At 44.0% G+C, this 21,050-nt stretch carries 26 protein-coding genes; 23 read left to right on the top strand and 3 right to left on the bottom strand.

Annotated elements, in window-relative coordinates; genetic code table 11:
* Positions 1-1,380: 1,380 nt before the first annotated feature.
* From LNM86_RS07630 to LNM86_RS07620, 3 genes are all read right to left on the bottom strand, one after another.
* Positions 1,381-2,160 (bottom strand): hypothetical protein, encoded by a 780-nt coding sequence (locus LNM86_RS07630; RefSeq protein ID WP_241438958.1) that lies wholly within the window; start codon positions 2,158-2,160, stop codon positions 1,381-1,383.
* A gap of 79 nt (positions 2,161-2,239) precedes the next feature.
* Positions 2,240-2,458: a hypothetical protein gene (locus LNM86_RS13075; protein WP_505437579.1), complete on the bottom strand. Its 219-nt coding sequence runs from the start codon at positions 2,456-2,458 to the stop codon at positions 2,240-2,242.
* A 569-nt stretch (positions 2,459-3,027) separates the two neighbouring features.
* Positions 3,028-3,558 carry a helix-turn-helix domain-containing protein gene (locus LNM86_RS07620; RefSeq protein ID WP_241437196.1) on the bottom strand — a complete coding sequence of 177 codons (531 nt, stop codon included), beginning with the start codon at positions 3,556-3,558 and terminating at the stop codon, positions 3,028-3,030.
* A 153-nt stretch (positions 3,559-3,711) separates the two neighbouring features.
* Here LNM86_RS07620 and LNM86_RS07615 point away from each other — a divergent pair, with 153 nt between their 5' ends.
* From LNM86_RS07615 to LNM86_RS07505, 23 genes are all read left to right on the top strand, one after another.
* A complete protein-coding gene (locus tag LNM86_RS07615; RefSeq protein ID WP_241437195.1) occupies positions 3,712-4,005 on the top strand; it encodes a helix-turn-helix domain-containing protein in 294 nt (97 codons plus the stop codon).
* 200 nt (positions 4,006-4,205) lie between these two features.
* Entirely contained in the window at positions 4,206-4,604 is a 399-nt protein-coding gene (locus tag LNM86_RS07610; RefSeq protein ID WP_241437194.1) for a hypothetical protein, read from the top strand.
* Positions 4,604-5,623 carry a ParB/RepB/Spo0J family partition protein gene (locus LNM86_RS07605; protein WP_241437193.1) on the top strand — a complete coding sequence of 340 codons (1,020 nt, stop codon included), beginning with the start codon at positions 4,604-4,606 and terminating at the stop codon, positions 5,621-5,623. Before LNM86_RS07610 ends, LNM86_RS07605 begins: the two co-directional genes overlap by 1 nt.
* Positions 5,623-6,081, top strand: a complete 459-nt coding sequence (locus tag LNM86_RS07600) for a hypothetical protein (protein WP_241438917.1) — start codon at positions 5,623-5,625, stop codon at positions 6,079-6,081. Before LNM86_RS07605 ends, LNM86_RS07600 begins: the two co-directional genes overlap by 1 nt.
* Complete coding sequence (locus LNM86_RS07595) at positions 6,078-8,072, top strand: transposase domain-containing protein (RefSeq protein WP_241437192.1); 1,995 nt, start codon at positions 6,078-6,080, stop codon at positions 8,070-8,072. The genes LNM86_RS07600 and LNM86_RS07595 overlap by 4 nt, the downstream gene beginning before the upstream one ends.
* A gap of 309 nt (positions 8,073-8,381) precedes the next feature.
* Complete coding sequence (locus LNM86_RS07590) at positions 8,382-9,410, top strand: AAA family ATPase (protein ID WP_241437191.1); 1,029 nt, start codon at positions 8,382-8,384, stop codon at positions 9,408-9,410.
* Complete coding sequence (locus LNM86_RS07585) at positions 9,407-9,709, top strand: hypothetical protein (protein ID WP_241437190.1); 303 nt, start codon at positions 9,407-9,409, stop codon at positions 9,707-9,709. The genes LNM86_RS07590 and LNM86_RS07585 overlap by 4 nt, the downstream gene beginning before the upstream one ends.
* Entirely contained in the window at positions 9,706-9,984 is a 279-nt protein-coding gene (locus LNM86_RS07580) for a hypothetical protein (protein ID WP_241437189.1), read from the top strand. Before LNM86_RS07585 ends, LNM86_RS07580 begins: the two co-directional genes overlap by 4 nt.
* Positions 9,968-10,591, top strand: a complete 624-nt coding sequence (locus tag LNM86_RS07575; protein WP_241437188.1) for a DUF3164 family protein — start codon at positions 9,968-9,970, stop codon at positions 10,589-10,591. Before LNM86_RS07580 ends, LNM86_RS07575 begins: the two co-directional genes overlap by 17 nt.
* Positions 10,592-10,603: 12 nt before the next feature.
* Entirely contained in the window at positions 10,604-11,236 is a 633-nt protein-coding gene (locus LNM86_RS07570; protein ID WP_241437187.1) for a regulatory protein GemA, read from the top strand.
* A 6-nt stretch (positions 11,237-11,242) separates the two neighbouring features.
* Positions 11,243-11,641, top strand: coding sequence for a helix-turn-helix domain-containing protein (locus LNM86_RS07565; RefSeq protein WP_241437186.1), 399 nt, complete (start codon positions 11,243-11,245; stop codon positions 11,639-11,641).
* Positions 11,642-11,724: 83 nt separating this feature from the next.
* Positions 11,725-12,321 (top strand): glycoside hydrolase family 19 protein, encoded by a 597-nt coding sequence (locus tag LNM86_RS07560; protein WP_241437185.1) that lies wholly within the window; start codon positions 11,725-11,727, stop codon positions 12,319-12,321.
* The gene (locus LNM86_RS07555; RefSeq protein ID WP_241437184.1) at positions 12,318-12,605 is read left to right on the top strand and encodes a hypothetical protein; all 288 of its coding nucleotides are present in this window, start codon (positions 12,318-12,320) and stop codon (positions 12,603-12,605) included. Before LNM86_RS07560 ends, LNM86_RS07555 begins: the two co-directional genes overlap by 4 nt.
* Positions 12,598-12,936 (top strand): hypothetical protein, encoded by a 339-nt coding sequence (locus LNM86_RS07550; RefSeq protein ID WP_241437183.1) that lies wholly within the window; start codon positions 12,598-12,600, stop codon positions 12,934-12,936. Before LNM86_RS07555 ends, LNM86_RS07550 begins: the two co-directional genes overlap by 8 nt.
* Entirely contained in the window at positions 12,929-13,144 is a 216-nt protein-coding gene (locus LNM86_RS07545) for a hypothetical protein (protein ID WP_241437182.1), read from the top strand. Before LNM86_RS07550 ends, LNM86_RS07545 begins: the two co-directional genes overlap by 8 nt.
* Positions 13,141-13,455, top strand: a complete 315-nt coding sequence (locus LNM86_RS07540; protein WP_015399066.1) for a DUF2730 family protein — start codon at positions 13,141-13,143, stop codon at positions 13,453-13,455. The genes LNM86_RS07545 and LNM86_RS07540 overlap by 4 nt, the downstream gene beginning before the upstream one ends.
* The gene (locus LNM86_RS07535) at positions 13,452-13,808 is read left to right on the top strand and encodes a VpaChn25_0724 family phage protein (protein WP_241437181.1); all 357 of its coding nucleotides are present in this window, start codon (positions 13,452-13,454) and stop codon (positions 13,806-13,808) included. The genes LNM86_RS07540 and LNM86_RS07535 overlap by 4 nt, the downstream gene beginning before the upstream one ends.
* Positions 13,771-14,352: a phage protein Gp27 family protein gene (locus LNM86_RS07530; protein WP_241437180.1), complete on the top strand. Its 582-nt coding sequence runs from the start codon at positions 13,771-13,773 to the stop codon at positions 14,350-14,352. The genes LNM86_RS07535 and LNM86_RS07530 overlap by 38 nt, the downstream gene beginning before the upstream one ends.
* Positions 14,345-15,967 carry a hypothetical protein gene (locus LNM86_RS07525; protein WP_241437179.1) on the top strand — a complete coding sequence of 541 codons (1,623 nt, stop codon included), beginning with the start codon at positions 14,345-14,347 and terminating at the stop codon, positions 15,965-15,967. Before LNM86_RS07530 ends, LNM86_RS07525 begins: the two co-directional genes overlap by 8 nt.
* Positions 15,968-15,980: 13 nt before the next feature.
* The gene (locus tag LNM86_RS07520) at positions 15,981-17,585 is read left to right on the top strand and encodes a DUF935 domain-containing protein (protein WP_241437178.1); all 1,605 of its coding nucleotides are present in this window, start codon (positions 15,981-15,983) and stop codon (positions 17,583-17,585) included.
* Positions 17,578-18,783, top strand: coding sequence for a phage head morphogenesis protein (locus LNM86_RS07515; RefSeq protein ID WP_241437177.1), 1,206 nt, complete (start codon positions 17,578-17,580; stop codon positions 18,781-18,783). The genes LNM86_RS07520 and LNM86_RS07515 overlap by 8 nt, the downstream gene beginning before the upstream one ends.
* 846 nt (positions 18,784-19,629) lie before the next feature.
* On the top strand, positions 19,630-20,712 hold the full coding sequence (locus tag LNM86_RS07510; protein ID WP_241438956.1) for a phage protease: 1,083 nt from the start codon (positions 19,630-19,632) through the stop codon (positions 20,710-20,712).
* Positions 20,709-21,050, top strand: a complete 342-nt coding sequence (locus LNM86_RS07505; RefSeq protein ID WP_241437176.1) for a capsid cement protein — start codon at positions 20,709-20,711, stop codon at positions 21,048-21,050. Before LNM86_RS07510 ends, LNM86_RS07505 begins: the two co-directional genes overlap by 4 nt.

The raw sequence follows: 21,050 nt of genomic DNA, 5'->3' as shown, positions 1-21,050 counted from the left end.
GATTATTGTGTTTTTTCTTTGTTTTTGAAGATGATTGTTGTTTTAGCTGTTATCTTTCTTGATATGGCTGCGCTATAAGGTTGCAAGGAGAATGATTAGTGATCTTTTTAGCTGTGTGCGTTTGAGCTGATATATTGATTGGTTTAACGCGCATAGAAAATTGAATCATGGCATGGAAATATGATCTCTTTGAGAAGAAATAATAGGTATTGTCTCATTATGACAACGTTTTGATTTATAAGGATAATCTATCGTTATTCCTATTGCATTAGAACCCTGAATACTCTACGTTCTCTCATTTCAATTTTGTTTATGATAAATCAAACCATTCCTTTGTGCATCACAATTGGGATTATCGTGTGGATAAAAAATAGAGAAGAAAGGAGTAAAAATGTCTCTTATGAATCGTCTGAATACCAAGAGCTGTTGCAACATTGGGGGCTGGTAAATAGTGTGATGGAACCACTTGTACCTTCAAAGGCGAATCATGAAGGAAAATACAATAAAATCAATATATTAAGTGTATTTATTTTATTTGAATCCACTTGAGAATCCACACTTTTATGTATGATTCAATTGACCATTTTTTTAACAATAGCCATCTATAAACAGACCATAAAAAGCAAATCATGATGCCAATGTTATAATATATGAGAGTATTCAAATGAAATGCAAAGCAGCTATCATTCATAATATCTCATAAATTGTAACAAAACGTCTTTATCATAAAAAATCGCATTGTTAAAACAATATGCTTTATATGATAGAACGCAAAACACGAATCAAAAGCTGTTTTGATAATATGTTTAAAGTAATAAACGCAATTTGGATTGAATGATTAAGGACTCCTCAAAAATGAGGGTACCTTTTTTCATAAGCAAAGAGAAGTTGAGAGATAACATCATTAAACGCAGATGTTTAAAAAAGAGCTCTATAGCTGTTTTTTGTTTTATGAGAGATTGCTTTAAAAACCAGCGCTTGCTTTTGATTGACTTGATATAACTTACAAAGCGTTTTGATTTTAGAATGTAATTTCTTTGAAATTTACTCAACTCAAAAATGAGCTTAGTATTTTAATATGTTTTAAAAGAGGTTTTATAACCATTAAGAGAGTTAACATGTTTTCTCATTCAAATGTGATGATCTAAAAGAACGCTTTCATAATCATTCCTTTATATTATTTTGGATAAGTTTTTATAAAGAGACTAGAGAGCTTGCAATATTAATACGTTTTGTATATATGCATTTACTCATTTGTTAATTTGTATTTTTTAGTTACATTTTTATTTACAAGCCGCGTCACGTAAAAATGGCACGGCTTTCTTTTTTGCTCTCTTGTCTTTTGAAATGGCATGAAACCAACGCCCCCCGCATTTGTTATTATTCTTCAGTATCAACAATCTCTATAAGAATATCGCTCTTATTAACCTCCTTATTTTTGGGAACCTCTCTTATCTCACTTTTTCGATTAAGTTTTGCACGCCCACAAGCACGACCAAAGACTTTGATCGTATGGGAAACCTGAGCTTTACCATAAACAGAGCCATAAATTTGTGCACAGCCACTCACTTTTGCATAATCATAAACCTTGCCATAAATTTTTGCACGGCTATTAACAACAGCATAGCCATAAACATGCGCAGTGCTAAAAAGACAAGCAGAGCCTAACACTCTAGCGTTGCCATAAAGCCTTGCATATTCAAAAAGATAACTATTATGAAAAAGATGCGCATTGCCATAAACATGGGCTTCAATTGAAACGCGACTATTGCCATAGACACGAGCCTTGCCATAAACATAGCCAGCCACATGCGCACTATCATAAACAAATGCATTGTCATAAATTTTTGCATATTGAGAAATAAACACCTTATCATGCACCTGAGCATTGCCATAGACAAGACCACAAATTTGCGCATTGCCTCGTATTTTTGCATTGTCATAAACACGGGCATGTTTATAAACCAATGCATTATCATAAACCCAGCAAAGACCGTTATGAGAAAGATTTTCTTCCTTTTCAATAAAACCGCCCAGTTGACCAGACTTGACATCAGAAAAGCTTTTTAAAGCCTGAATGCGATAAAGCGTTGTAATTTTTTGTGTAATTTTATCTTTCAGTTGTTTTGTTTCATTAGTTAGTTTGTATTTTTTGGACATCATAAGACCCCTCACAATCTCTCTTGTGAAAAAAATTGCATGGAAAATGTTGGAAAAAGGGAGCCCCCCCCGCGGCGCTCTAAATGTTTAAAAAGGCTTTATTACGCAGCCAGATGATTTTTATTTCATTATCGGAAAGCAATTCGATATAAGACCTTGTTTCAATATCATCGCGCGTTTTTTCTAAAATCATAACAATGCCGTGACTATGAGCATTTTCATAAATATGAACATAATTGACGACACGGGCGTGATCATAAATTTGTGCATTACCATAGACATGGGCATGGTCATAAATGATCGATTTACCAAGAACGATTGCATTGCCATAGACATAACCAGCGATAATAGCGTTATGATAGACCCTAGCATTTTCAGAAACCCGACCTGAGTTTAAAACCAGAGCTGTAGTTTGACAGTATGTTTTGCAGTAAGTGGGAAGAGGTGGGATTAGGTAGGAATACGTGATAATTTGTTGTTTTTATGCATATTTTTTACCATGAAATGCGCGTTTTGTCAAAAGAGATTTTGACACCTGAAAATGGCAAAAAGAACGAAAAATGCCAAAAGTTAGAATTTTGCACTAAAAATAAGAAAATCCTTTGAATGGTCTTTGAAAACCCTTTGAAGAATTTTAAAAAGTCTGTGAAAGCCCAGAAAACCGGCTTTGAAGACCCTTTGAAAAAAATGAAGAAAAAAATGTAATAAACTTCAAAATCAGCCAAAAATGACCCAAAAAGCAAAAAAGATTTTCACCTATTGGTGATTATCTCTTTTTAGAGGCAATATAATTTTATAAATCAAATAGTTATATTGTTTTTCTAATGTAAAAAGATTTTCATATCGATTTTTCTTTTTAAAGGGGCATTAGGCCGTATTTTGTGTGGTTGTTAGATGTGCTTTTTCAGCTTCAATTTGTCGCTTTAAATGCAACTTTAGAAGAGGAAAAGTCGCTTCGACTTCTTCTGGGTCATTGATGTTTTGAACAAGCTCTTGCAACTTTCTATAAAGCTCTGCCGCTAATTCCGCTATATCTTCAGGGGGGAGTTTTATTTTTGCGTCGCGATAGGTCGTATAAGCTATGCGACCGAGCTTTTTCATCAGCCCAGTAGGGATGGTAGGTGCTTTAAAACCTGCTGCTTTCGCTTTTGCCATGTCACTAAACATTTCACCATTGCCGGTAACAAGCCAATCTAAGGATATTCCACAACGATCTTTATATATTCGCAGTATTGATGATGGGGGCTCTCGTAGACCTGTTTCATAATTGCGCATAGTCGTTTCGGGAATATCAAAATGTTTAGCAAATTGCTTGCGCTCCGTGAAACCAAGGGTGTGCCGTATTTCACGCAATCGTTTTGCCAGTTCTGTTGTAGGTTCTTTTTCAGGGCGTGCCAAAAAAAATCACTCCAAATGACATTTGGGTATTTACAAAAGCCTATTTAGGCTGTATACCTCATATTACTGTCTGTTAAAAAAGACAGTTATTACACAAAGAACCCCACAAAAGACGGATGTTTGCGGCATCCGTTTCAAGCAGGAGCGAAAGTTATGACTATCACACAAACATGGGATCGCCATAGTATTTTAGCTGAGCTACGCCGCCGTAATATGACCTTGGCGGAACTCACGAAAGTTTATCAAATCCCGTCATCCAGTGTCAAAAACATTTGGACACGGCCCAATGAAAAAGCTGAACGTGCCATTGCCGATTTTATCGGCTTGCCCGTCGAGCAGGTTTTTAGCGACCGCTATCCTAAAACGAACCGTCGCATTTTTAAAGCAGCAAAACATGCCAATACGGATTTGAGTGCACATTCCACATTGCGCGGTAATGCCGCTTGAACTTTGTTGCAAGGTTGTGCGTGTGTTTTACGCATTTCCCATGAATTTAAATATCATAAGATAAAAAGAGTTATCAATGTCTAAACATCAATACGAAATAGGCAAGATAAATTGCAGAGAGTTGCATGGTCAAACGGCTGTTTGGATAGGTTTGTTTTGGCGCTTAGGTGGTAAGCAGGTTCTCTTTAGAGGGGGGTGTTATGGTTGCAGCTTGTAATTTATGGACCCCAGAGGCAAAAAGAGAAATCGTCAACCCTTATTCAGAAGTTGAACGGTTAGAAACGATGCTTGCTTGTTGTTTTAAGGCGGTGAATGGAGGCTTTAGGCATCTTCCAATCCGGTATATTATTGATCCGCCGCATGGTTTGTTTGATGCGGCATTAGCACGGCAGATTGTTATTCATATTTTGCATTATCAGTTTGAAGTGCCGCGGCGGCGTATTGTCGCCATACAAGCACGGCAGCGGACTTCTATATCTTTGTCTCTTCAAGTGATTAGTCAGCGTTTGAACGATCCTGTTTTTGCTAGGGCTTATCGAAGATGGGTGTGCCGTGCGATGGATTTGTTTTTTAAAGAAATGAGAAAGGCGGCGGGGTGATGGCACAGTTTCAAAGGCTTTCTCTTGATGTGATTGTTGTGCCGGAGCGTATTCGCCCTGTGGATGATGAGCATGCTAAGGCTCTTGCGCAATCGATAGCGCGAGAAGGGTTGATGAACCCGATTACCGTGCGCCATACGCCCAATGCAAAAGAGGGTAATTATACGCTTATTGCCGGTGCGCACCGATTACGGGCTGCTGCGCTTTTGGGTTTTGGCGAAATTGATGCGGTTGTTGTGCAAGCGGATAAGGAGAATGCTGCACTATTAGAGGTTGCGGAAAATCTGTTTCGTAATGAATTATCTGTTATTGACCGTGCTTTGTTTGTCCAGACCTACCGTGAATTGTGGGAGAAGAAGTATGGGGAGATTCAACGTGGTGGGGACGGTAGTAACCAGCATAAAAGCAAAAAAGAGCAATTGGGTAAAGTTTACCCTATTGCTCAAATCAGTGATAATGCCTCTTCAAATGACAATGAAATCGCCCGTGAAGGGGACGAAGTAGCAAAGGTGCAAGTTGCACCTTTGCCAAATGATGGGTCTTTGGAGGAATTCGGTCAAGTTGACCGAATTGCTCAAAGGAGTAGCAATAGTGCAAAGTTTGCACAATTGCATGATGAAGAGCAATTGGGTAAAGTTTACCCTTTTGCTAAACATGTGGCGGACCGCATTGGTTTATCGAAACGCGCAGTACATTATTTAACAAAGATTGCGCAGCATTTACAGCCGGAATTGCGGTCGGTTTTGCGTGGGACCGCCTTGGCGGATAATCAGGCACAATTGTTAAAATTGGCAAAGATGGAGCCGTTGGCACAGCGGAGAGTGGCGGTTGCGTTTCAACAGGTTGAGGGGGATTTGCGACGGGCTTTTGATTTGGTCAATGGGATTAATACGCCCCCGCAAATTAATGAACAGGAACGGATTTTTGCCCAATTATTGGGGGTGTGGCAAAGGGCGAATGAGCAAACGCGGGCGCGTTTTTGCGCCTATTTAGAAAAGCAAGCGGTGGAGGTGCAATGATGAAGATGCATGGTTGCGGGCAGCTTGATTTTTTTCAACAGCCGGTTTTTCCTTGCCGCGAACCGGTTGCGCAGATTGATTTGGAGCGGTTTCGCTCACACATGAAGCGCGCCATGGCACGGGCTTTACGCGAATGCCGGTTTGAACGCAGCGTGGTTGCGGAACGTATGGCGCATTATTTGGGCATTGGTTGTTTGAGTAAGGCGAGTTTGGATGCTTATGTTGCTGAGAGTAAGCAGGTGGATATTTCTCTACCGCGTTTTAAGGCCTTTGTGCGGGCGACAGAAGCTTTTTGGCTCTGGGATGAGGTGGTGCGTGAAGATGGTTTGTTGTTGTTGCAAGGGGATGAAGCGCGCTTGGCAGAGATTGCAAGGCTCCAGCAAGAACAGCGAGAGATTGCGGCACGGTTAAAGGTTATGCGTGCGACCCCTGTGAGAATTAGACGGGGGCAGCCATGAAGGAATGGTTTAGTATTGCTGAATTGGCTGAAGCGGCTTTGCCAGGGTTGCCGAAGACAAAAATTGGTCTCAATAATTTTGCGCTTAAAAAATGGCGTTTGAATAAACAATTGTTTCGCCAAACATTAGGTAAGACCAAGCCGGTTTGGGAGTATCATCTCTCGTTATTGCCGGAGGAGGCGCGGGCGGCTTTGTTGGTGCGCTCTGGTGCGGGGTGTGTTTCGGGGGAGAGTCGTGGGCAAAAAGAAGACCTTTGGGCGCGTTATGAGGGGCTTTCAAAGGAGCATAAAAGGCGCTGTGAAGAGCGTTTGAAGGCACTTTGTTTTATGGATGATTTACTCCATGGAGGTCTTGGCGTGCATGATGCGGCGGTACGGACGGGGGTTCATTTTGGTATCAGTTGTCGGTCACTGTTTCATTGGTGGCAAAGGGTGGAAGGTTATGAACGCCCTGATTGGCTTGCGGCTTTAGCGCCTTGTTATGGTGAGGAGAATTTTTCACAATTTGCGCCTTGTCATGAGGAGGCTTGGGAGGTTCTCTGTTCGGATTATTTACGTCCCTCTAAACCGGCTTTTTCGGCGTGTTATCGGCGGATGGTTGTGATTGCACGAGAAAAGGGTTGGGAACCACTTCCTTCGGAGCGGGCTTTGCGGCGGCGTTTTCATAAAGAAGTTTCCAAGGCGGCTGTGGTGTTGGCGCGTGAGGGAGAAGAAAAGGCAAAAAAGCTTTATCCAGCACAACGGCGTGATCGCTCGAGCCTGCATGCTTTGCAAGCGGTGAATATGGATGGGCACAAGCTGGATGTTTTTGTGACTGTGCCTTGGGCGGAGAAGCCTGTGCGGCTTTATTTGATAGCTATACAAGATCTTTATTCGGGGAAGATTTTATCGTGGCGCCTATCGGATGTTGAAAGCTGGGAAATCGTTCGTTTGGTGATTGGTGATATGGTTGAAGCCTATGGGATACCGGAGCGCATGACTTTGGATAATGGGCGCGCCTTTACCAGCAAATGGATTTCTGGGGGTGTGCAAAACCGTTTTCGCTTTAAGATTAAGCCGGATGATCCGCAAGGACTTTTGACGAGTTTGGGTGTGCAATTGCAATGGACGACGCCTTATAGTGGGCAATCGAAACCGATTGAACGGGCATGGCGTGATTTGGCGGAAGGGATTTCGAAACATCCTTTTTGTGCGGGGGCTTATACGGGCAATAAGCCGGATGCCAAGCCTGAGGATTATGGTAAGCGTGCGATTGGATTTGAAGAATTTAAAGCCCATGTTGGCGCGCAGATTATGGCGCATAATGAGCAAACGGGGCGCAAGGCGGTTAATTGTGCGGGGCGCAGTTTTGATGTGACCTTTGCTGAGAGTTTAAAAGCCGATGGGACGATTGTTCGGCAAGCAACAGCGGCGCAACGGGCTTTATGGCTTTTGACTTCACAAGCGCTTCGGGCGCAAAAGGGCACGGGTGAGATCCATTTTTATGGCAATCGTTACTGGGCGCGTGCGTTGAACGAATATGCGGGACAGAAGGTGATTGTGCGCTTTGATCCGGATGATTTGCATCAGGATTTGCGGGTTTATGATTTGAACAATCGGTTTATTTGCATGGCATCTTGTCTATGTGATGTGGGTTTTTACGATCAGCAGGCGGCGCGTTTGAATGGGCGTTTGCGTAAAGAATATGTGAAGGCTGTGAAAGCCGAAAAGCAGTTGGCAGCCAAACTTGCCCCTGATCAATTGGCTGATGTTTATGGGTGCCTTGAGAAAAAGGGCAAAGAGTTAAAACGCAAATCTGCGATCAAAGCAAAGGTTACACGATTGGTTGCAAACAATGTGGGGAATTTGGCTAATAGGGGGAATTTGGCTTTGACAGCAAAGGAGGATGAGGCTTTGGAAGAAGAAGAATTTAGCCAACATCTTCACAAGGCTTTAAGACGGCTTTCTGTCTGTGATGGGGGGCGTGAAGTGATAAAGTTTCCTAAGCAATAGGAAAAGGAGAGGGGGATTTTAGGGGACTGGTTGAGGTCCATGTGCGGGGTTGAAGAATGAACAGAGAAAGGGGGGAGAAGTCTTATCCATTTCAATTTCTAAATCAATACAATCCAATTTTTATGCGTCTTTGCCTGATTGGGTGAGGAGTATGGAGTGATTTAAGTTTCCCTTTTGAGTGAAAAGGTGCAGGGGGGAGATTGTCGGGAGCCGGTTGAGTATCGCGTACGGCTTTAGGTTAAACAAAATGGGTAGGTTTGCAACCCTACCCATTCAATAGTCTAAAATCAATACAAGAGGGGATTATAGATGAAATACGCGATCAATGCAACAGTTGAGAAAAATCCTTGGGCGCGACCAAAAATCCAGCCCGAAACAGCAGCAAACCGCAACAGTGATGATATTGCCTTATGGAATGCACTTGTGGATTCGGTGAGAGCTATCGCAAAAATGCATGATTGGACGAAGGCGGAAGTTGCGCGGCGCATTGGCATGCCGGATGGAACATTTTCGCAATGGTATGCGGGCAGTTATGCGGGGCAATTGGGTAAGCAGAATACAAAAGTTCAACAGTGGGTGGAGGCTTTAAAGGAGGTGGATGAACTTTTGGAGCGTATTCCTGAAAAGCCGGCTTTTCAGAGGAATCGTATTGCGCAGGAAATCATTGACACTTTAACATTGGCACAAAGCACGGGCGATATGGTGATGATTACGCTTGATGCGGGCAATGGTAAGACGGAAACATGCCGCCATTACCGTGCGACGCGCCCGCATGTTTATTTGGTGACAGCAAGCCCGCATACGCGCAGTGTTCATGGTATTTTGAATGATATGGCAGCAGAATTGGAAGTGGTGGAATATAATCCCACCCGCTTAACACGCGCTATTGGCAAGAGGTTAGAGCGGGTAGGTGGTGGGACGTTATTGATTGTTGATGAGGCGCAAAATTTAACGGATGAGGCGATTAATCAATTGCGCCATTTTGTTGATGTCAATGGCACGGGTTTGGCTTTGGTTGGCAATGATGAGATTTCTGGACGTTTGGTTCACCGTCAAAATGGTCCTTCTTATGCGCAAATTAAAAGCCGTTTGGCGATGCATTTGAAGCGCCGTAAGCCCTATAGTGAAGATATTGCCGCTCGTATCCATGATTGGGGGATTGAAGATGCTGGGGCGATTAAGTTTCTGACAGGGATTGGTTTAAAGGCTGGCGCTTTGCGGCAAATTGACAAAACCATGATGCTGGCACGCATGGCAGCCCTTGGTGATGGGTGTGAGGTCACGCTTAAACATGTCAAAGCGGCTTGGAAAAACCGTGATGTGGAGGAATTGGCATGATCCCTTTATGCGATAAAGAATTATCCAATACGCTTGTTGGTCTTTATGACGATTATCAACGTGGTTTTGAGATTGGCGACCAGATTAAACTGTGTGTTGATTTGGCGTTATCGCTTGAATTGGAATTGAGTATTCACCGTCTAAGCGAAGCAGAAGCGGTTTTAGAAAACCAAGTGGTGGACTCTTTTGCCCGTTGCCAAAATCCTTCTTCAAAGAGGGATGAGGCAGGAGATGAGACAAAAACAATTGGTAAGACAGGTACAGTTATTCCTATAGATTTTGGAGGAGGCAAGTCATGAAACGCAATCCCTATATGGTCGGCGAATGTTTGGTTGCCATGCGTTCTGCTTTGTTAAAGCATGAGTTGGAAGGCATTTTTTTGAGTGCGAAAGATGTTCGAGAATTGAACGATTATTTGCGCCGTTTAGCGCGCTATAACCACATTTTGGGTCATGAACTTTGTCGGTATCGTTGGCAAATAAAGGCGGGGTACCAGCCGCAGTCATGTGAAGTTATACCGTTTCGCCGTTTGCAAAAAAACAAGGAGGATTTTTGTGATGAATCAACGAATTGAGCTTGAAGGCACGCATTATATGAAGGATGCGAAAGGGGCTTTGGTGCCGGTCAATCTGATCCGTCCTGCGGATTTATTAGAAGATGAAACGGTGCGTAAAATTATGGGCTTTGCCAAAGAATTATCGGCAAGGGTTGCGCGTTTTAACAATCATACGATTGCGGATTTGAGTGCCTTTGATAGTTTGCTTGCGCAAGAATATGGTGTGGAGCGGCGCGGCAAAAAGGGCAATTGTACTTACCAGAGTTTTGATGGTTTGCAACGCATTCGGGTGCAAGTGCAAGAGAGCTTTGATTTTGGTCCGCAATTGCAAATAGCCAAAAGCCTTCTTGATGAATGTTTAAATGAGTGGTCTGCGGATGCGCGTCCTGAAATCCGCGCTATTATTACGCGTGCTTTTAATACCGATAAAGAAGGGAAAGTTAATCGTGGTGAAATCTTTATGTTGTTGCGTTTGGATATTGATGATCCTCGCTGGCAGGAAGCTATGCGTGCGATTCGTGAAGCAATCCGTGTGACGACCAGTAAGGAATATGTGCGTTTTTATGAACGGGAGAGTTTGGAGCATCCTTGGCATCCTGTCACGATTGATTTGGCAAAGACGTGAGGAGGCGGTCCCATGTCTTTGGCTGTTCTTCATATGGGCAAACGTGCGTTAGGTCTTGATGATGAGACCTATCGCGCCCTGCTTTTTCGCTTAACAGGCAAGCAATCGGCAAAAGATTTAACTGTTTTAGAACAGCGTCTTGTTGTTGATGAGATGAAAGCGTGCGGTTTTCAGGAAGATAGAAAACGGTTAGAGGGCAAATATGCTAAAAAGCTTCAGGCTTTATGGATTGCGGGATGGAATCTTGGCATTATCCGTGATCGTTCAGATAAGGCATTGCTTGCCTTTGTCAAACGGCAAACGGGGATTGATCATATTCGTTTTTTACGGGATGGAGATGATGCGGCCAAAGCTATTGAGGCGTTAAAAAATTGGTTGCAGCGTGAGGGCGGGGTTGACTGGAAAGGGAAAAAGATTCAAGATTCTTTACAGAAACGACTGGGGCAAAAACTACTGGGATATTTGATTTTGCGTGCCCAATGGAAGCGTTTGCATCCCCGTGGGTCCTTTGACCTTGAGGCTTTTCATCAAGGTGTTATGGCTGTGAGTGGTAAGGGGTTGGACGAGATGGATGTTTTTGCTTTGAGGCAAGTGATGAATGTTTGGGGGCGGAAAATTCGCGGGAGGAAAGATTATGGGGGATAAGCGAGCGTGCAAGAGGAAGCTTATAGCGATTTTCCTGCATTATTGCGTGAAATAGCCGCTGTTGCTGGCAATGAGGCGGCATGGAATATGATGCGGGCTTTTGGTGGGCGACAGGTTTATCTTCCTGGACGCCTTGAAAATGCTGATTGGTTGGTTGAAATTGTAGGGCTTGAAGAAACAGAGCAACTGATCAAGCATTTTTGTTTTAATGGTTCTGGTGTGCGCCTTCTGATCCCCCTTGGCAAAGATGCTGAACGGCGGCAAAAAATGATAGAAGCCTTGCAAAAAGGCTGGTCTGCCGATGCTGCGGCTGCTGTTTCTGGTATGCATGTGCGTACAGCTTATCGCTTGAAGAAGAAAATTTCTTTGCAAGAACCCCAAGATCTCTTATTTCCAGAACTTTAATTGAGTCTTGAAATTGTTTGACTGACAGTGTCAGACTTATTTTTGCGATTAGAAATCCAATAAACTGCGCATGAATTTTATGCATGCGGTGTTTTGTTATGGTTTCGATAGACAGTTCTTTTCTTCATAAGCTTGCCCCTCGATTGGCGCATCATGCGCGCCAAGATTTTATTATTGTGGAAATGGCACGGGCATTGCCTGAAGCTTTGTCTTATGCTGCACTGACAACACCCTTGCGTATTGCGCATTTTCTAAGCCAATGTGCGCATGAAAGTGATGGTTTTTTTACGGTGTGTGAATATGCTTCTGGGCGTGCTTATGAGGGGCGCAAAGATTTAGGCAATGTTAAGCCAGGGGATGGAGTGCGCTTTAAGGGGCGCGGTTTGATCCAATTAACAGGGCGCAAGAATTATCAACGTTTTACGCAGTTTTGGTGTTCGGTCAATGAACAGGCTGTTGATTATGAAGCTTTTCCAGAAATGGTGGAAAGGTTTCCAGCAGCGCTTTGGTCGGCCATTTGGTTTTGGCAGATGAAAGGTTTGAATAGGTTAGCAGATCAAGATGATTGTCTCAGGATCACCAAGGCGATTAATGGAGGAAAGAACGGGCTTGTGCAACGCTTGACCTATTTGAATCGCGCTAAAAAGCTTTTGGGGCTTTTTTGCGAGGCGAAGCTATGAAGCCATCTTATCGTGGTTCGAGGCTCTATTTATGGTGGTCTTTTTGGTTTGCTTGGGGGGTTGTTTTTTTGCTTGTTTTTGGTGGTTTATTAGGTGTGGAGCGCATTGTTGATTTGGCGGGCATTTCTATTCCCTCAATGGTGGCGATTATCGTTGGCAATTTAGGTGTGCACCGCGGCTTTGGTTCATTGGATTTTTCCAATAGGAAGCATGATAACAGGGGCAAGAGCCAAAAACAAAAGAGGATTATGTCCATGCAATTGGGGGATAAACGCAATGTTTAGCCCTCTTTCAAAATTGTCTTTTGGGATGTTTTTTTTGGCAAGTGTGCTGTTGGTGGAATTTGGCTTTATGAAAGCGCAAGTTTTCAAAGCGGTAAAAGCGCGTGATTTGTATTGGCAATTGGAAATTGCCAAGATTTCGGCACGCGCACAGCTTGAGAAAGAGCGGCAAAGGCAAGCAGCAGATGTTGCTGAAAGTCGTGCGCAAAGGATGATTGCAGCTTTGGAACAAAAGCTTACAAAAATGGAGGCAGCAAATGGGACTTTGCCGGTTACTGGCTGTGGTATTGAGCTTGAACGTGTGCGGTTGCTCAACAAGCAAGCCGGTGGATAATCTTTCTTATCGGTTTTTATCGGTTACATTGCCGCCTTTAGCCCAAGTTGCGTGTTCTCGCCCGCTTTTTCTTCCAGAGCGTGCTTTGAACACACGAGAAGTGGTGCATTATTGGGGGCGTGACCGTGCGGCTTTATTGATCTGTGAACAGCGTCGTGCTGCTGCTGTGAGAGCGGTTTTAGCCAAGAGGGAGGGGGAATTGAAGTGAATTTGGATATTAGTGTTGCCAATGGCTGGTTGTCTTTACTGCTGTCGATTGTCGCAATTTGTGGTGTTTTGAAAGCCTATTTTTCTTCTGGTGCGCGAGAAATGTTGAAAGATCTCGTACTGCTTAAGGAGCGTGTGCAAAAGTTAGAAACGGAGATGGATTTTTTGCCTGATCGTGACGGACTGCAACGATTGGAAGTGAATATGGAACGGTTGAATGGGCGTCTCAATACACTTTCTGCACAGTTGCAACCGGTGGCGGCGATTGGAGAGCGTTTGCAAGAGTTTTTACTGGAGAATGCCAAAAAATGAAAGCAGATATGGATAAGATCATCCGTGAAGAAGCGCGGTTGATTATTTTAAAAGGGCTTTTTTGTGAGCGCAGTGAGACTTTGTCGAGTGCGATGATTGAGAGGCTTTTATACAGCTATGGTATCAGACGCGATCGGGATTTTGTGCATAATGAATTGGCATGGATGGAAGATCAGGGTGCTGTCACATTAAAACAGGTGGGTTCGGTTTTGCTTGCGGCGTTAACAGAACGGGGGGCGCGTCATTTAGACCGGAGTTTTCCTATTGAAGGGATTAAACGACCCAAACGCACATCAATAAAATATGAGGTGAAGGATGCGCAAGGTCGGGCGTGGACGCTTAACGGCGATTGATTTATTGCCGCAAGCTTGTGATCAGATTATTGCTGCGGCTGCTGAGGCTTTAAATGGGCGTGAGAAAACACAAATGGCTATTTATAGTGATTTTAAAGCGGCTTTAAAGGCTTTGCAAAAGGAAACGGGATTAAGTTTTTCGATTCCTTCTTTTTCCAGTTTTAATCGTTATTCTTTGCGTTTGGCTGTGATGTCACGGCGCCTAGAACAGACAAGGGAAATAGCGGCAAGCCTTTCACAGCGCTTTGATGCTAAAGCTTGTGACAATATTACGCTGTTGACGGCAGCGGCGATTAAAGAGCTTATTTTTTCTACATTAAGCAGTGGGAAAAACCTTTCACCAAAAGCGGCACAAGAGTTGGCAAATGCACTAAAGGGTGTGTTGGCTGCGGAACATTTGTCGACCACCAGACGGCAAAAGCTTGAGAAAGATTTTGCGACCCAAGCGAGCAAAGCGGTTGATGCGGCAGCGGCAGCGGCGGGACTTTCCAAGGAGACAGCGCGGGCCATTCGTGCGCAAGTGTTGGGGATAAAACATGGCTGAAAGGTGCTCTTTTATAGAAAAACATGCTGATCATCAAAGCGGTTGTGATGTTTGGAAGGCAAGTGTTTTTCCAAAAGAGCAAGATCCTTTAGCGGATGGTGTTTTGATGGCACATCAACGGGCATGGATTGAAGATAAATCACCGTTAAAACTGGTTGAAAAGGGGCGGCGCACCGGCATTACTTTTGCTGAAGCTTTAGATGATACATTGATTGCTGCGGCTAAGCGAGAAGCGGGTGGTGATAATGTTTTTTACATTGGCGATAGCAAAGAAAAGGGACGGGAATTTATTGGCTATGTGAGCAATTTTGCAAGGGCTATTACCAGCAATAGTGGCGATGTGGAGGAATTTTTATTTTCTGATCAAAAGGCGGATGGCTCGACAAAATATATTTCTGCTTACCGTGTGCGTTTTGCTTCTGGTTTTCGTATTGAAGCGCTTTCGAGCCGCCCTGAAAATATTCGCGGGCTGCAGGGGATTGTGGTGGTTGATGAGGCGGCTTTTCATCAAGATGTGCGGGCTGTTTTGGATGCGGTCAATGCTTTGTTGATTTGGGGTGGTAAGATCCGTGTGATTTCCACGCATAATGGCGTATTAAACCCTTTCAATGAATTGATCCGTGAGGCAAGGGCGGGGAAGGTTCCTTTTTCTGTGCATTGTTACCCCTTTGTTGAGGCGGTTAAAAATGGTTTGTTTAAACGGGTTTGTGCCATGAAGGGGGAGGTGTGGAGTGCAAGGGCGGAGCAACAATGGGAGCAGCAGATTCGTGCGTCTTATGGGGTGCGTTTTTCTGCGATGCGGCAAGAATTGGATGCTATCCCAGCAGATCAAGAAGGGGCCGCTTTAACGCGCTTACAGATTGAAAATTGTTGTGCACCTGATATTGCGGTGTTGCGTTTTGCTTGTGTGGATGCTTTTAAAAATCAATCGGATTATCAACGAAGTGTTGCGGCGCTTAACTGGTGTGATGGGCATTTAAAGCCCCTTCATGCTGGGCTTGATCGGCGGCGCCAACATGTTTTTGGAGTTGATTTTGCCAGATCTGGCGATGCAACCTCGATTGTGGTTTTAGAAATTGGGCAAGATCTGGTGCGCCGTGTCCGGTTTATGGTGGAGTTGCGCAATACACCCTTTGATCAACAAAGAGAGATTTTATTTTATGTGGTGAGTGGTTTGCCGCGTTTGTTGGGGGGCGCTTTGGATGCACGGGGCAATGGGGCTTATTTAGCAGAAAAAGCAGCACAACGTTATGGGGCTTGTGTAAAGGAAGTGCAATTATCGCAAAGTTGGTATGGCAAAGAAATGCCTGCTTACTTAGAAGCTTTTGGGGATGGCTCTATTGTTTTGCCGCGCGATTGTGACATTGTTGCTGATCATCAAGCTCTTTCTTATGTGAATGGCATTGTGAAAATTCCTGATAATCATCGTTTTAAAGGCAGTGATGGTTTTATGCGCCATGGTGATAGCGCTATTGCTTGTGCTTTGGCTTATTTTGCTAGCCGTCAAACCCCTGAGATTTACGACTATACGCCTGTTCGTGCTGTTGATGGTTTTGAGGAAAATCCGCTTTTTTCAACCCCCTTTTTTTCAACAATGCAGTCAAAGATTTATTGAGGGAATTTATGAAATGGTAAAACTTGTCGACCAATGGGGTAGGGCGCTTAAAGTCAAAGGGTTGGAGCGTGAAGTTGCGGCACCAACGATTGGTGGGGTTCGTGATGTTTGGTCACAAACCCTTGTCAGTGGTCTCACACCTTTGCAACTTGCTGATATTTTGCAACAGGCAGCGCAAGGCACTCCAGAACAATTTTTCCAGCTTGCTGATGAAATGGAAGAGCGTGATTTGCATTATCGTGCTGTGCTTGGCATGCGTAAAAATGCTCTGACAGGGGTGGAACCTGGAGTGATTGCCGCAAGTGAGAGTGCTTTGGACAAAAAGATTGCCGATGCTGTTTACGAAGTGATTAGGGCACCAACTTTTGTTGATGATTATGTGACGGATTTATTAGATGCTTTGGGCAAGGGTTATGCGGTTGTTGAAACCTTGTGGGACAAAAGTGCCACAGCATGGTGGCCTGTTGCGTGGAAATGGCGTGATCAGCGGTTTTTCCAATTGGATAGACGGGATGGTTTTCATTTGCGTTTAAAAGAAGAAGATGGCTCTCAAGATGGTAGCGAATTGCCTGCTTATAAATTTTCCATTCATCGACCAAAGCTTAAAAGCGGTTTGCCAATCCGGACAGGGCTTGCGAGGCTTGCGGCTTGGGCTTTCCTTTTTAAGTCTTATACCTTAAAGGATTGGATGGCCTTTTTAGAAATTTACGGCATGCCGTTGCGTTTGGGAAAATATGGAGCGAGCTCTTCCCATGAGGAGCGGCGGGTGCTTATTCAGGCTGTGCGTGATTTATCCAGTGATGCGGCAGCGATCATTCCTAAAGAAATGGAGATTGAATTTATTGAAGCAGCGGGGGGCAGTGGCAATGCTGTTTTTGCTGCGAAAGCGGAATATTTAGATCGGCAGATTTCTAAGGGTGTTTTAGGGCAAACCATGACAACGGATGATGGTTCGTCTTTTTCGCAAGCGCGTATTCATGAAAATGTTCGCCATGATATTGCTAGAGCTGATGCACGCCAATTGGCTTTGACTGCTAATCGTGATTTGATTGTGCCGTTTGTTGATATTAATTTTGGTCGTCAAGAGCGCTACCCAATTGTCTATTGGCCAATCTCTGAAAATGAAGATATTAAGGCTTTGAGTGATGCATTGGCAAAATTGGTGCCTTTGGGGTTGCATGTTGGTGCGCAAGAAGTGCGCAATAAGATTGGTTTTTCGCAACCAACAAAAGAGGAAGATATTTTAAAGTCTCCTGATCATGTTATCGGTGATGAGGCAAGACAAGAGGGCGGTGAGGAAAGCAAAGGGACAAGTGTTTGTGCCGATTGTGGTGGGTCTTTTGATGTTTCTCTAACAAGAGAGCACAAGAGTGGAGGAGAGCAGGGTGGAGATCATCACGATGAATTGGACCAGCTTTCTGAAGAGGCTTTAAGCGACTGGGAAGAGGATTTAGAACCCCTTTTAAAGCCCTTTAAAAAGCTTGTTGAACAAGCAAAAAGTTATGAGGATATCCTTAAAGGTTTAGATGAATTGCTCGGTGAGATGAATCATCATGCGTTAGCCGCACGCTTGGCAAAGGTGCAAATGATTGCACGAGGGCTTGGGCATCATGGATGAGGAACTTTTCAAAACAGCTCCCAAAGAGGTCACACGTTATTTTGCCGCCAAGGCTGTTGTTCCAAGCTTTGATTGGCGTGATATAGCACCAGAGGAACATGCTTTTTCCTTTACGGTGGCAAAATCGGTTGGCTATGATATTTTAGATGATTTTAAGCGAGCGGTTGGAGAGGCGATAAAAAATCGACTTCCCTTTCAGGATTTTCAAAAAAATCTGATGCCGCTTTTACAGGAAAAAGGCTGGTGGGGGAGGAAGAGTGTCCTTGATCCACAAAGCGGTGAGAAGAGCGTTGTACAGTTGGGCAGCCCACGGCGTTTAGAAACGGTCTATTGGGCCAATACCATGAGTGCGCATGCGGCAGGTGAGTGGGAGCGTACGCAAAATAATAAAGAGTTTTTGCCTTATCTGACCTATGCGTTGTCCAGTTCAGAGCACAAACGGTTAGAACATGAAAGTTGGGTAGGATTTACAGCACCGGTTGATGACCCGGTTTGGGATTGGCTTTATCCGCCCAATGGTTGGCGGTGTAAATGCAGTGTGCGACAGGTGAGCCGTTATGAAGCAGAAAATTTAGGCTATGAAGAGGATGCAGCCCCATTCCAAGTGGAACAGAAGGTTTGGCACAATAAACGGACAGGGAAAGTTGAAAAGATCCCAAAAGGAATTGATCCTGGTTGGAACTCTAACCCTGGAAAACATCGGGCGCAAAACTTAAGTCGTTTCTTGAGTGATAAAATTACCATGATGCCGGAGGAGCGCAAGCGCATTGCCATTGAAGATATTGTTGGTTCGCCGCTTTTGCAAGCAATGTTTGAAGAGCGTTTGCCGCGTGGATTTCTTCCCATTGCCCCGATGACAAGTAAAGTGTGTGAGGTTTTTGCAACGGACAGTTCCCTTGTCCGCCTCTCTTCAGACAGTGTGAAGCATATTTTGTTGGAGCATCAAGCCCGTGATCTGTCTTTGGATGATTTTCGTGGTGCCATTCAAACCCTCATCCGCCCCCATGGTATCATCAGGCGAAAAGATGCACAGAGCGTTGTGTTTTTAGGTGAAAATGAGGGAGCATGGTGGCGGTTTGCGGTCAAATGGGTAGCTAGCAAACAAGAGTGGTGGCTTATCTCTATGCATAAAAAGAGCTTTAGAGAAATTCAACGTTTATTAAATGCTGCCGAAAAAAAGGGCGAGAGATTGTTGTAGAGAAATAACAAGAAGAAATTCCTGTGGTCTTAAAGGAGAAGGGGTGAGAAAAATGAAGAAGGCGTGGAGGGCGGTCAACTCCTCGCAGATCCGGCAAAGCCGCCCTGGCATAACTGGCTCACACCTTCGCTTTAAAAGTATAGTCTTTTTGAACAGAAAAGCAATCTTTTAAAAAACGGTTTGAGAGAGGTTGTTGTAGGGAAAACAACGGAAAGAAATTCCATGCTGGTTTAGAAAAAAAGGGGTGAGAAAAATGAAGAAGGCGTGGAGGGCGGTCAACTCCTCGCAGATCCGGCAAAGCCGTCCTGGTATAACTGGCTCACACCTTCAGTTTATAAACTATAGTCTTTTTGAACAGAAAAGCAATCTTTTAAAAAACGGTTTGAGAGAGGGTTGTTGTAGGGAAAACAACGGAAAGAAATTCCTGTGGTCTTAAAGGAGAAGGGGTAAGAAAAATGAAGAAGGCATGGAGGGCGGTCAACTCCTCGCAGATCCGGCAAAGCCGTCCTGGCAAAACTGGCTCACACCTTCAGTTTAAAACTATAGTCTTTTTAAGCAGAAAAGCAATCTTTAAAAAAAAACGGCTTGAGAAAGGCTTTTTGGTATAAGACGATAATTTGTACCTTAAAACTTATAACGGCGCTCTATCGCCTTTGAAGTGCCTTTGAAAACGATTTTATAAGAGTGTTTGGAAGAGACTTTTCTCTCATCAGGGAGAAGTGGGGAAAAGGGCGCTTTTAAAGTGCTTTTAAAAATACGCTCTTTTGACTGACAGTGTCAGACTTATAGCGTGGATGGGTTTCGTGCATTCTATTGCCAATGACAACTGTAAAGCAATAGGCAATGATGGAACAGGAATTTCACGAAGATCAAGAGGATGGGCATGCTGGGACATTTCATGATGGGGCAGTTCATACCGCATTGATTGATCTTTGCCCAGAGGTTTTGTGCCAAGATAATCTATGTGAAGACATTTCATGCCAAGACAATTTATGTGAAAACATGACAGGCAAACAAGCGCCTGAATGGGTAGAGATTTTACCAAAAGCGCCCCATGTGAAAGCACGTGATGGGCGAGAATGGCATTATAACCCGCAAAGGATTTTAAAAGCTTTTGAGGCAAATAAAGGACCGCTTGTGATTGATTATGAGCATGGGCAACATCACCGTGCACAAAAAGGTTTAGAAGCACCGGCGAGTGGTTGGATTGAAGAATTAGCAGAGCGGGATGGTGCGATTTGGGGACGGGTTAAGTGGACTGAGGTAGCAGCCAAAAAAATTATTACCCGTGAATATCGCTATCTTTCGCCTGAGTTTCGCCATTCTAAGAAAGGTGAAATTTTGCAGTTAGCTGGTGCTGGTTTGGTCAATCGTCCAGCCCTTGTCATGACGGCTTTAAGCAGTCAACAGCCTTTAGACCCCCCTTTAACAACTGATGTGGAGAAAGATATGGATTTGACAGCCATTGCTAGCGCACTCTCGCTTTCAAAAGATGTGCGGCTTGATGAAATTTTAGCCGCTGTTGCGGCACGCGAAAAGGAACGTGTGGAATTGAATGCCCAATTAACAGAGGCACGCGATCAATTGTCTCTTTTACAGGCAGAGCAAAAAAATGATGCGATTGAGAGGCTTTTAGATAAAGCTATTGAAGAGGGCAAAATTTTGCCAGCTGCGCGTGAGGAATATCGGGCACTGTGTAGCCTTGAAGGGGGCATGGAGCATTTTAGAAGTTTGCTTGAGAAGTTGCCCACTCTTGCTTCAACAAGTCCTTTAGAGCGCTCTTTTCTGAGACAAGAACAAAATCTTGCACCAGAAGATGTTGCTGTTGCGGCACGCCATTATCAACAAGAACAAGCGCAAAAAGGGCACTTTATCACCATTAGCCAAGCGGTTGACACTGTTTGCGAACAAAAGGAGCGCCAGTTATGAGTACAATGATTTTGATTAAATCTTTTCGCGCCGGTGATGAGATTTCGCCTTATTGCATTGTTGCGGCACGCGGTGAGGGATGTGTGGTCACCGCTTCTGGTAAAACAGATAAATTATTAGGGACTGCAGGGTCTTTGAGCGCAAAGGCTGGTGAGATGGTTGATATTGGCCAATGTGGTTGGGGCGAAGTGGTTTGTGGAGGCAATGTTTCCTTTGGTGATTTTTTGACCTCCGATGCTAAGGGGCGCGCCATAAAGGCTGAAGGAACAGATCGCACGATTGGACTTGCCATGAGTGATGGTTCTGCTGGTGATGTTATTTCTTTTAAAATAAATTAG

The sequence above is a fragment of the Bartonella machadoae genome (assembly GCF_022559585.1).
GTDB classification, from domain to species: Bacteria; Pseudomonadota; Alphaproteobacteria; order Rhizobiales; family Rhizobiaceae; genus Bartonella; species Bartonella machadoae.
This window is presented reverse-complemented; position numbering and strand designations above follow the sequence as displayed.

What these genes read in the sequence shown, in the direction of transcription:
- LNM86_RS07505 (WP_241437176.1), top strand. Translation starts at nt 20,709, where the DNA reads ATGAGTACAATGATTTTGATTAAATCTTTTCGCGCCGGTGATGAGATT.
- LNM86_RS07600 (WP_241438917.1), top strand. Translation starts at nt 5,623, where the DNA reads ATGAAGATGCATGGTTGCGGGCAGCTTGATTTTTTTCAACAGCCGGTT.
- LNM86_RS07510 (WP_241438956.1), top strand. Translation starts at nt 19,630, where the DNA reads ATGGAACAGGAATTTCACGAAGATCAAGAGGATGGGCATGCTGGGACA.
- LNM86_RS07595 (WP_241437192.1), top strand. Translation starts at nt 6,078, where the DNA reads ATGAAGGAATGGTTTAGTATTGCTGAATTGGCTGAAGCGGCTTTGCCA.
- LNM86_RS07550 (WP_241437183.1), top strand. Translation starts at nt 12,598, where the DNA reads ATGTTTAGCCCTCTTTCAAAATTGTCTTTTGGGATGTTTTTTTTGGCA.
- LNM86_RS07575 (WP_241437188.1), top strand. Translation starts at nt 9,968, where the DNA reads ATGAATCAACGAATTGAGCTTGAAGGCACGCATTATATGAAGGATGCG.
- LNM86_RS07530 (WP_241437180.1), top strand. Translation starts at nt 13,771, where the DNA reads ATGCGCAAGGTCGGGCGTGGACGCTTAACGGCGATTGATTTATTGCCG.
- LNM86_RS07525 (WP_241437179.1), top strand. Translation starts at nt 14,345, where the DNA reads ATGGCTGAAAGGTGCTCTTTTATAGAAAAACATGCTGATCATCAAAGC.
- LNM86_RS07590 (WP_241437191.1), top strand. Translation starts at nt 8,382, where the DNA reads ATGAAATACGCGATCAATGCAACAGTTGAGAAAAATCCTTGGGCGCGA.
- LNM86_RS07520 (WP_241437178.1), top strand. Translation starts at nt 15,981, where the DNA reads ATGGTAAAACTTGTCGACCAATGGGGTAGGGCGCTTAAAGTCAAAGGG.
- LNM86_RS07605 (WP_241437193.1), top strand. Translation starts at nt 4,604, where the DNA reads ATGGCACAGTTTCAAAGGCTTTCTCTTGATGTGATTGTTGTGCCGGAG.
- LNM86_RS07535 (WP_241437181.1), top strand. Translation starts at nt 13,452, where the DNA reads ATGAAAGCAGATATGGATAAGATCATCCGTGAAGAAGCGCGGTTGATT.
- LNM86_RS07585 (WP_241437190.1), top strand. Translation starts at nt 9,407, where the DNA reads ATGATCCCTTTATGCGATAAAGAATTATCCAATACGCTTGTTGGTCTT.
- LNM86_RS07630 (WP_241438958.1), bottom strand. Translation starts at nt 2,160, where the DNA reads ATGTCCAAAAAATACAAACTAACTAATGAAACAAAACAACTGAAAGAT.
- LNM86_RS07615 (WP_241437195.1), top strand. Translation starts at nt 3,712, where the DNA reads ATGACTATCACACAAACATGGGATCGCCATAGTATTTTAGCTGAGCTA.
- LNM86_RS07570 (WP_241437187.1), top strand. Translation starts at nt 10,604, where the DNA reads ATGTCTTTGGCTGTTCTTCATATGGGCAAACGTGCGTTAGGTCTTGAT.
- LNM86_RS07515 (WP_241437177.1), top strand. Translation starts at nt 17,578, where the DNA reads ATGGATGAGGAACTTTTCAAAACAGCTCCCAAAGAGGTCACACGTTAT.
- LNM86_RS07560 (WP_241437185.1), top strand. Translation starts at nt 11,725, where the DNA reads ATGCGGTGTTTTGTTATGGTTTCGATAGACAGTTCTTTTCTTCATAAG.
- LNM86_RS07580 (WP_241437189.1), top strand. Translation starts at nt 9,706, where the DNA reads ATGAAACGCAATCCCTATATGGTCGGCGAATGTTTGGTTGCCATGCGT.
- LNM86_RS07555 (WP_241437184.1), top strand. Translation starts at nt 12,318, where the DNA reads ATGAAGCCATCTTATCGTGGTTCGAGGCTCTATTTATGGTGGTCTTTT.
- LNM86_RS07610 (WP_241437194.1), top strand. Translation starts at nt 4,206, where the DNA reads ATGGTTGCAGCTTGTAATTTATGGACCCCAGAGGCAAAAAGAGAAATC.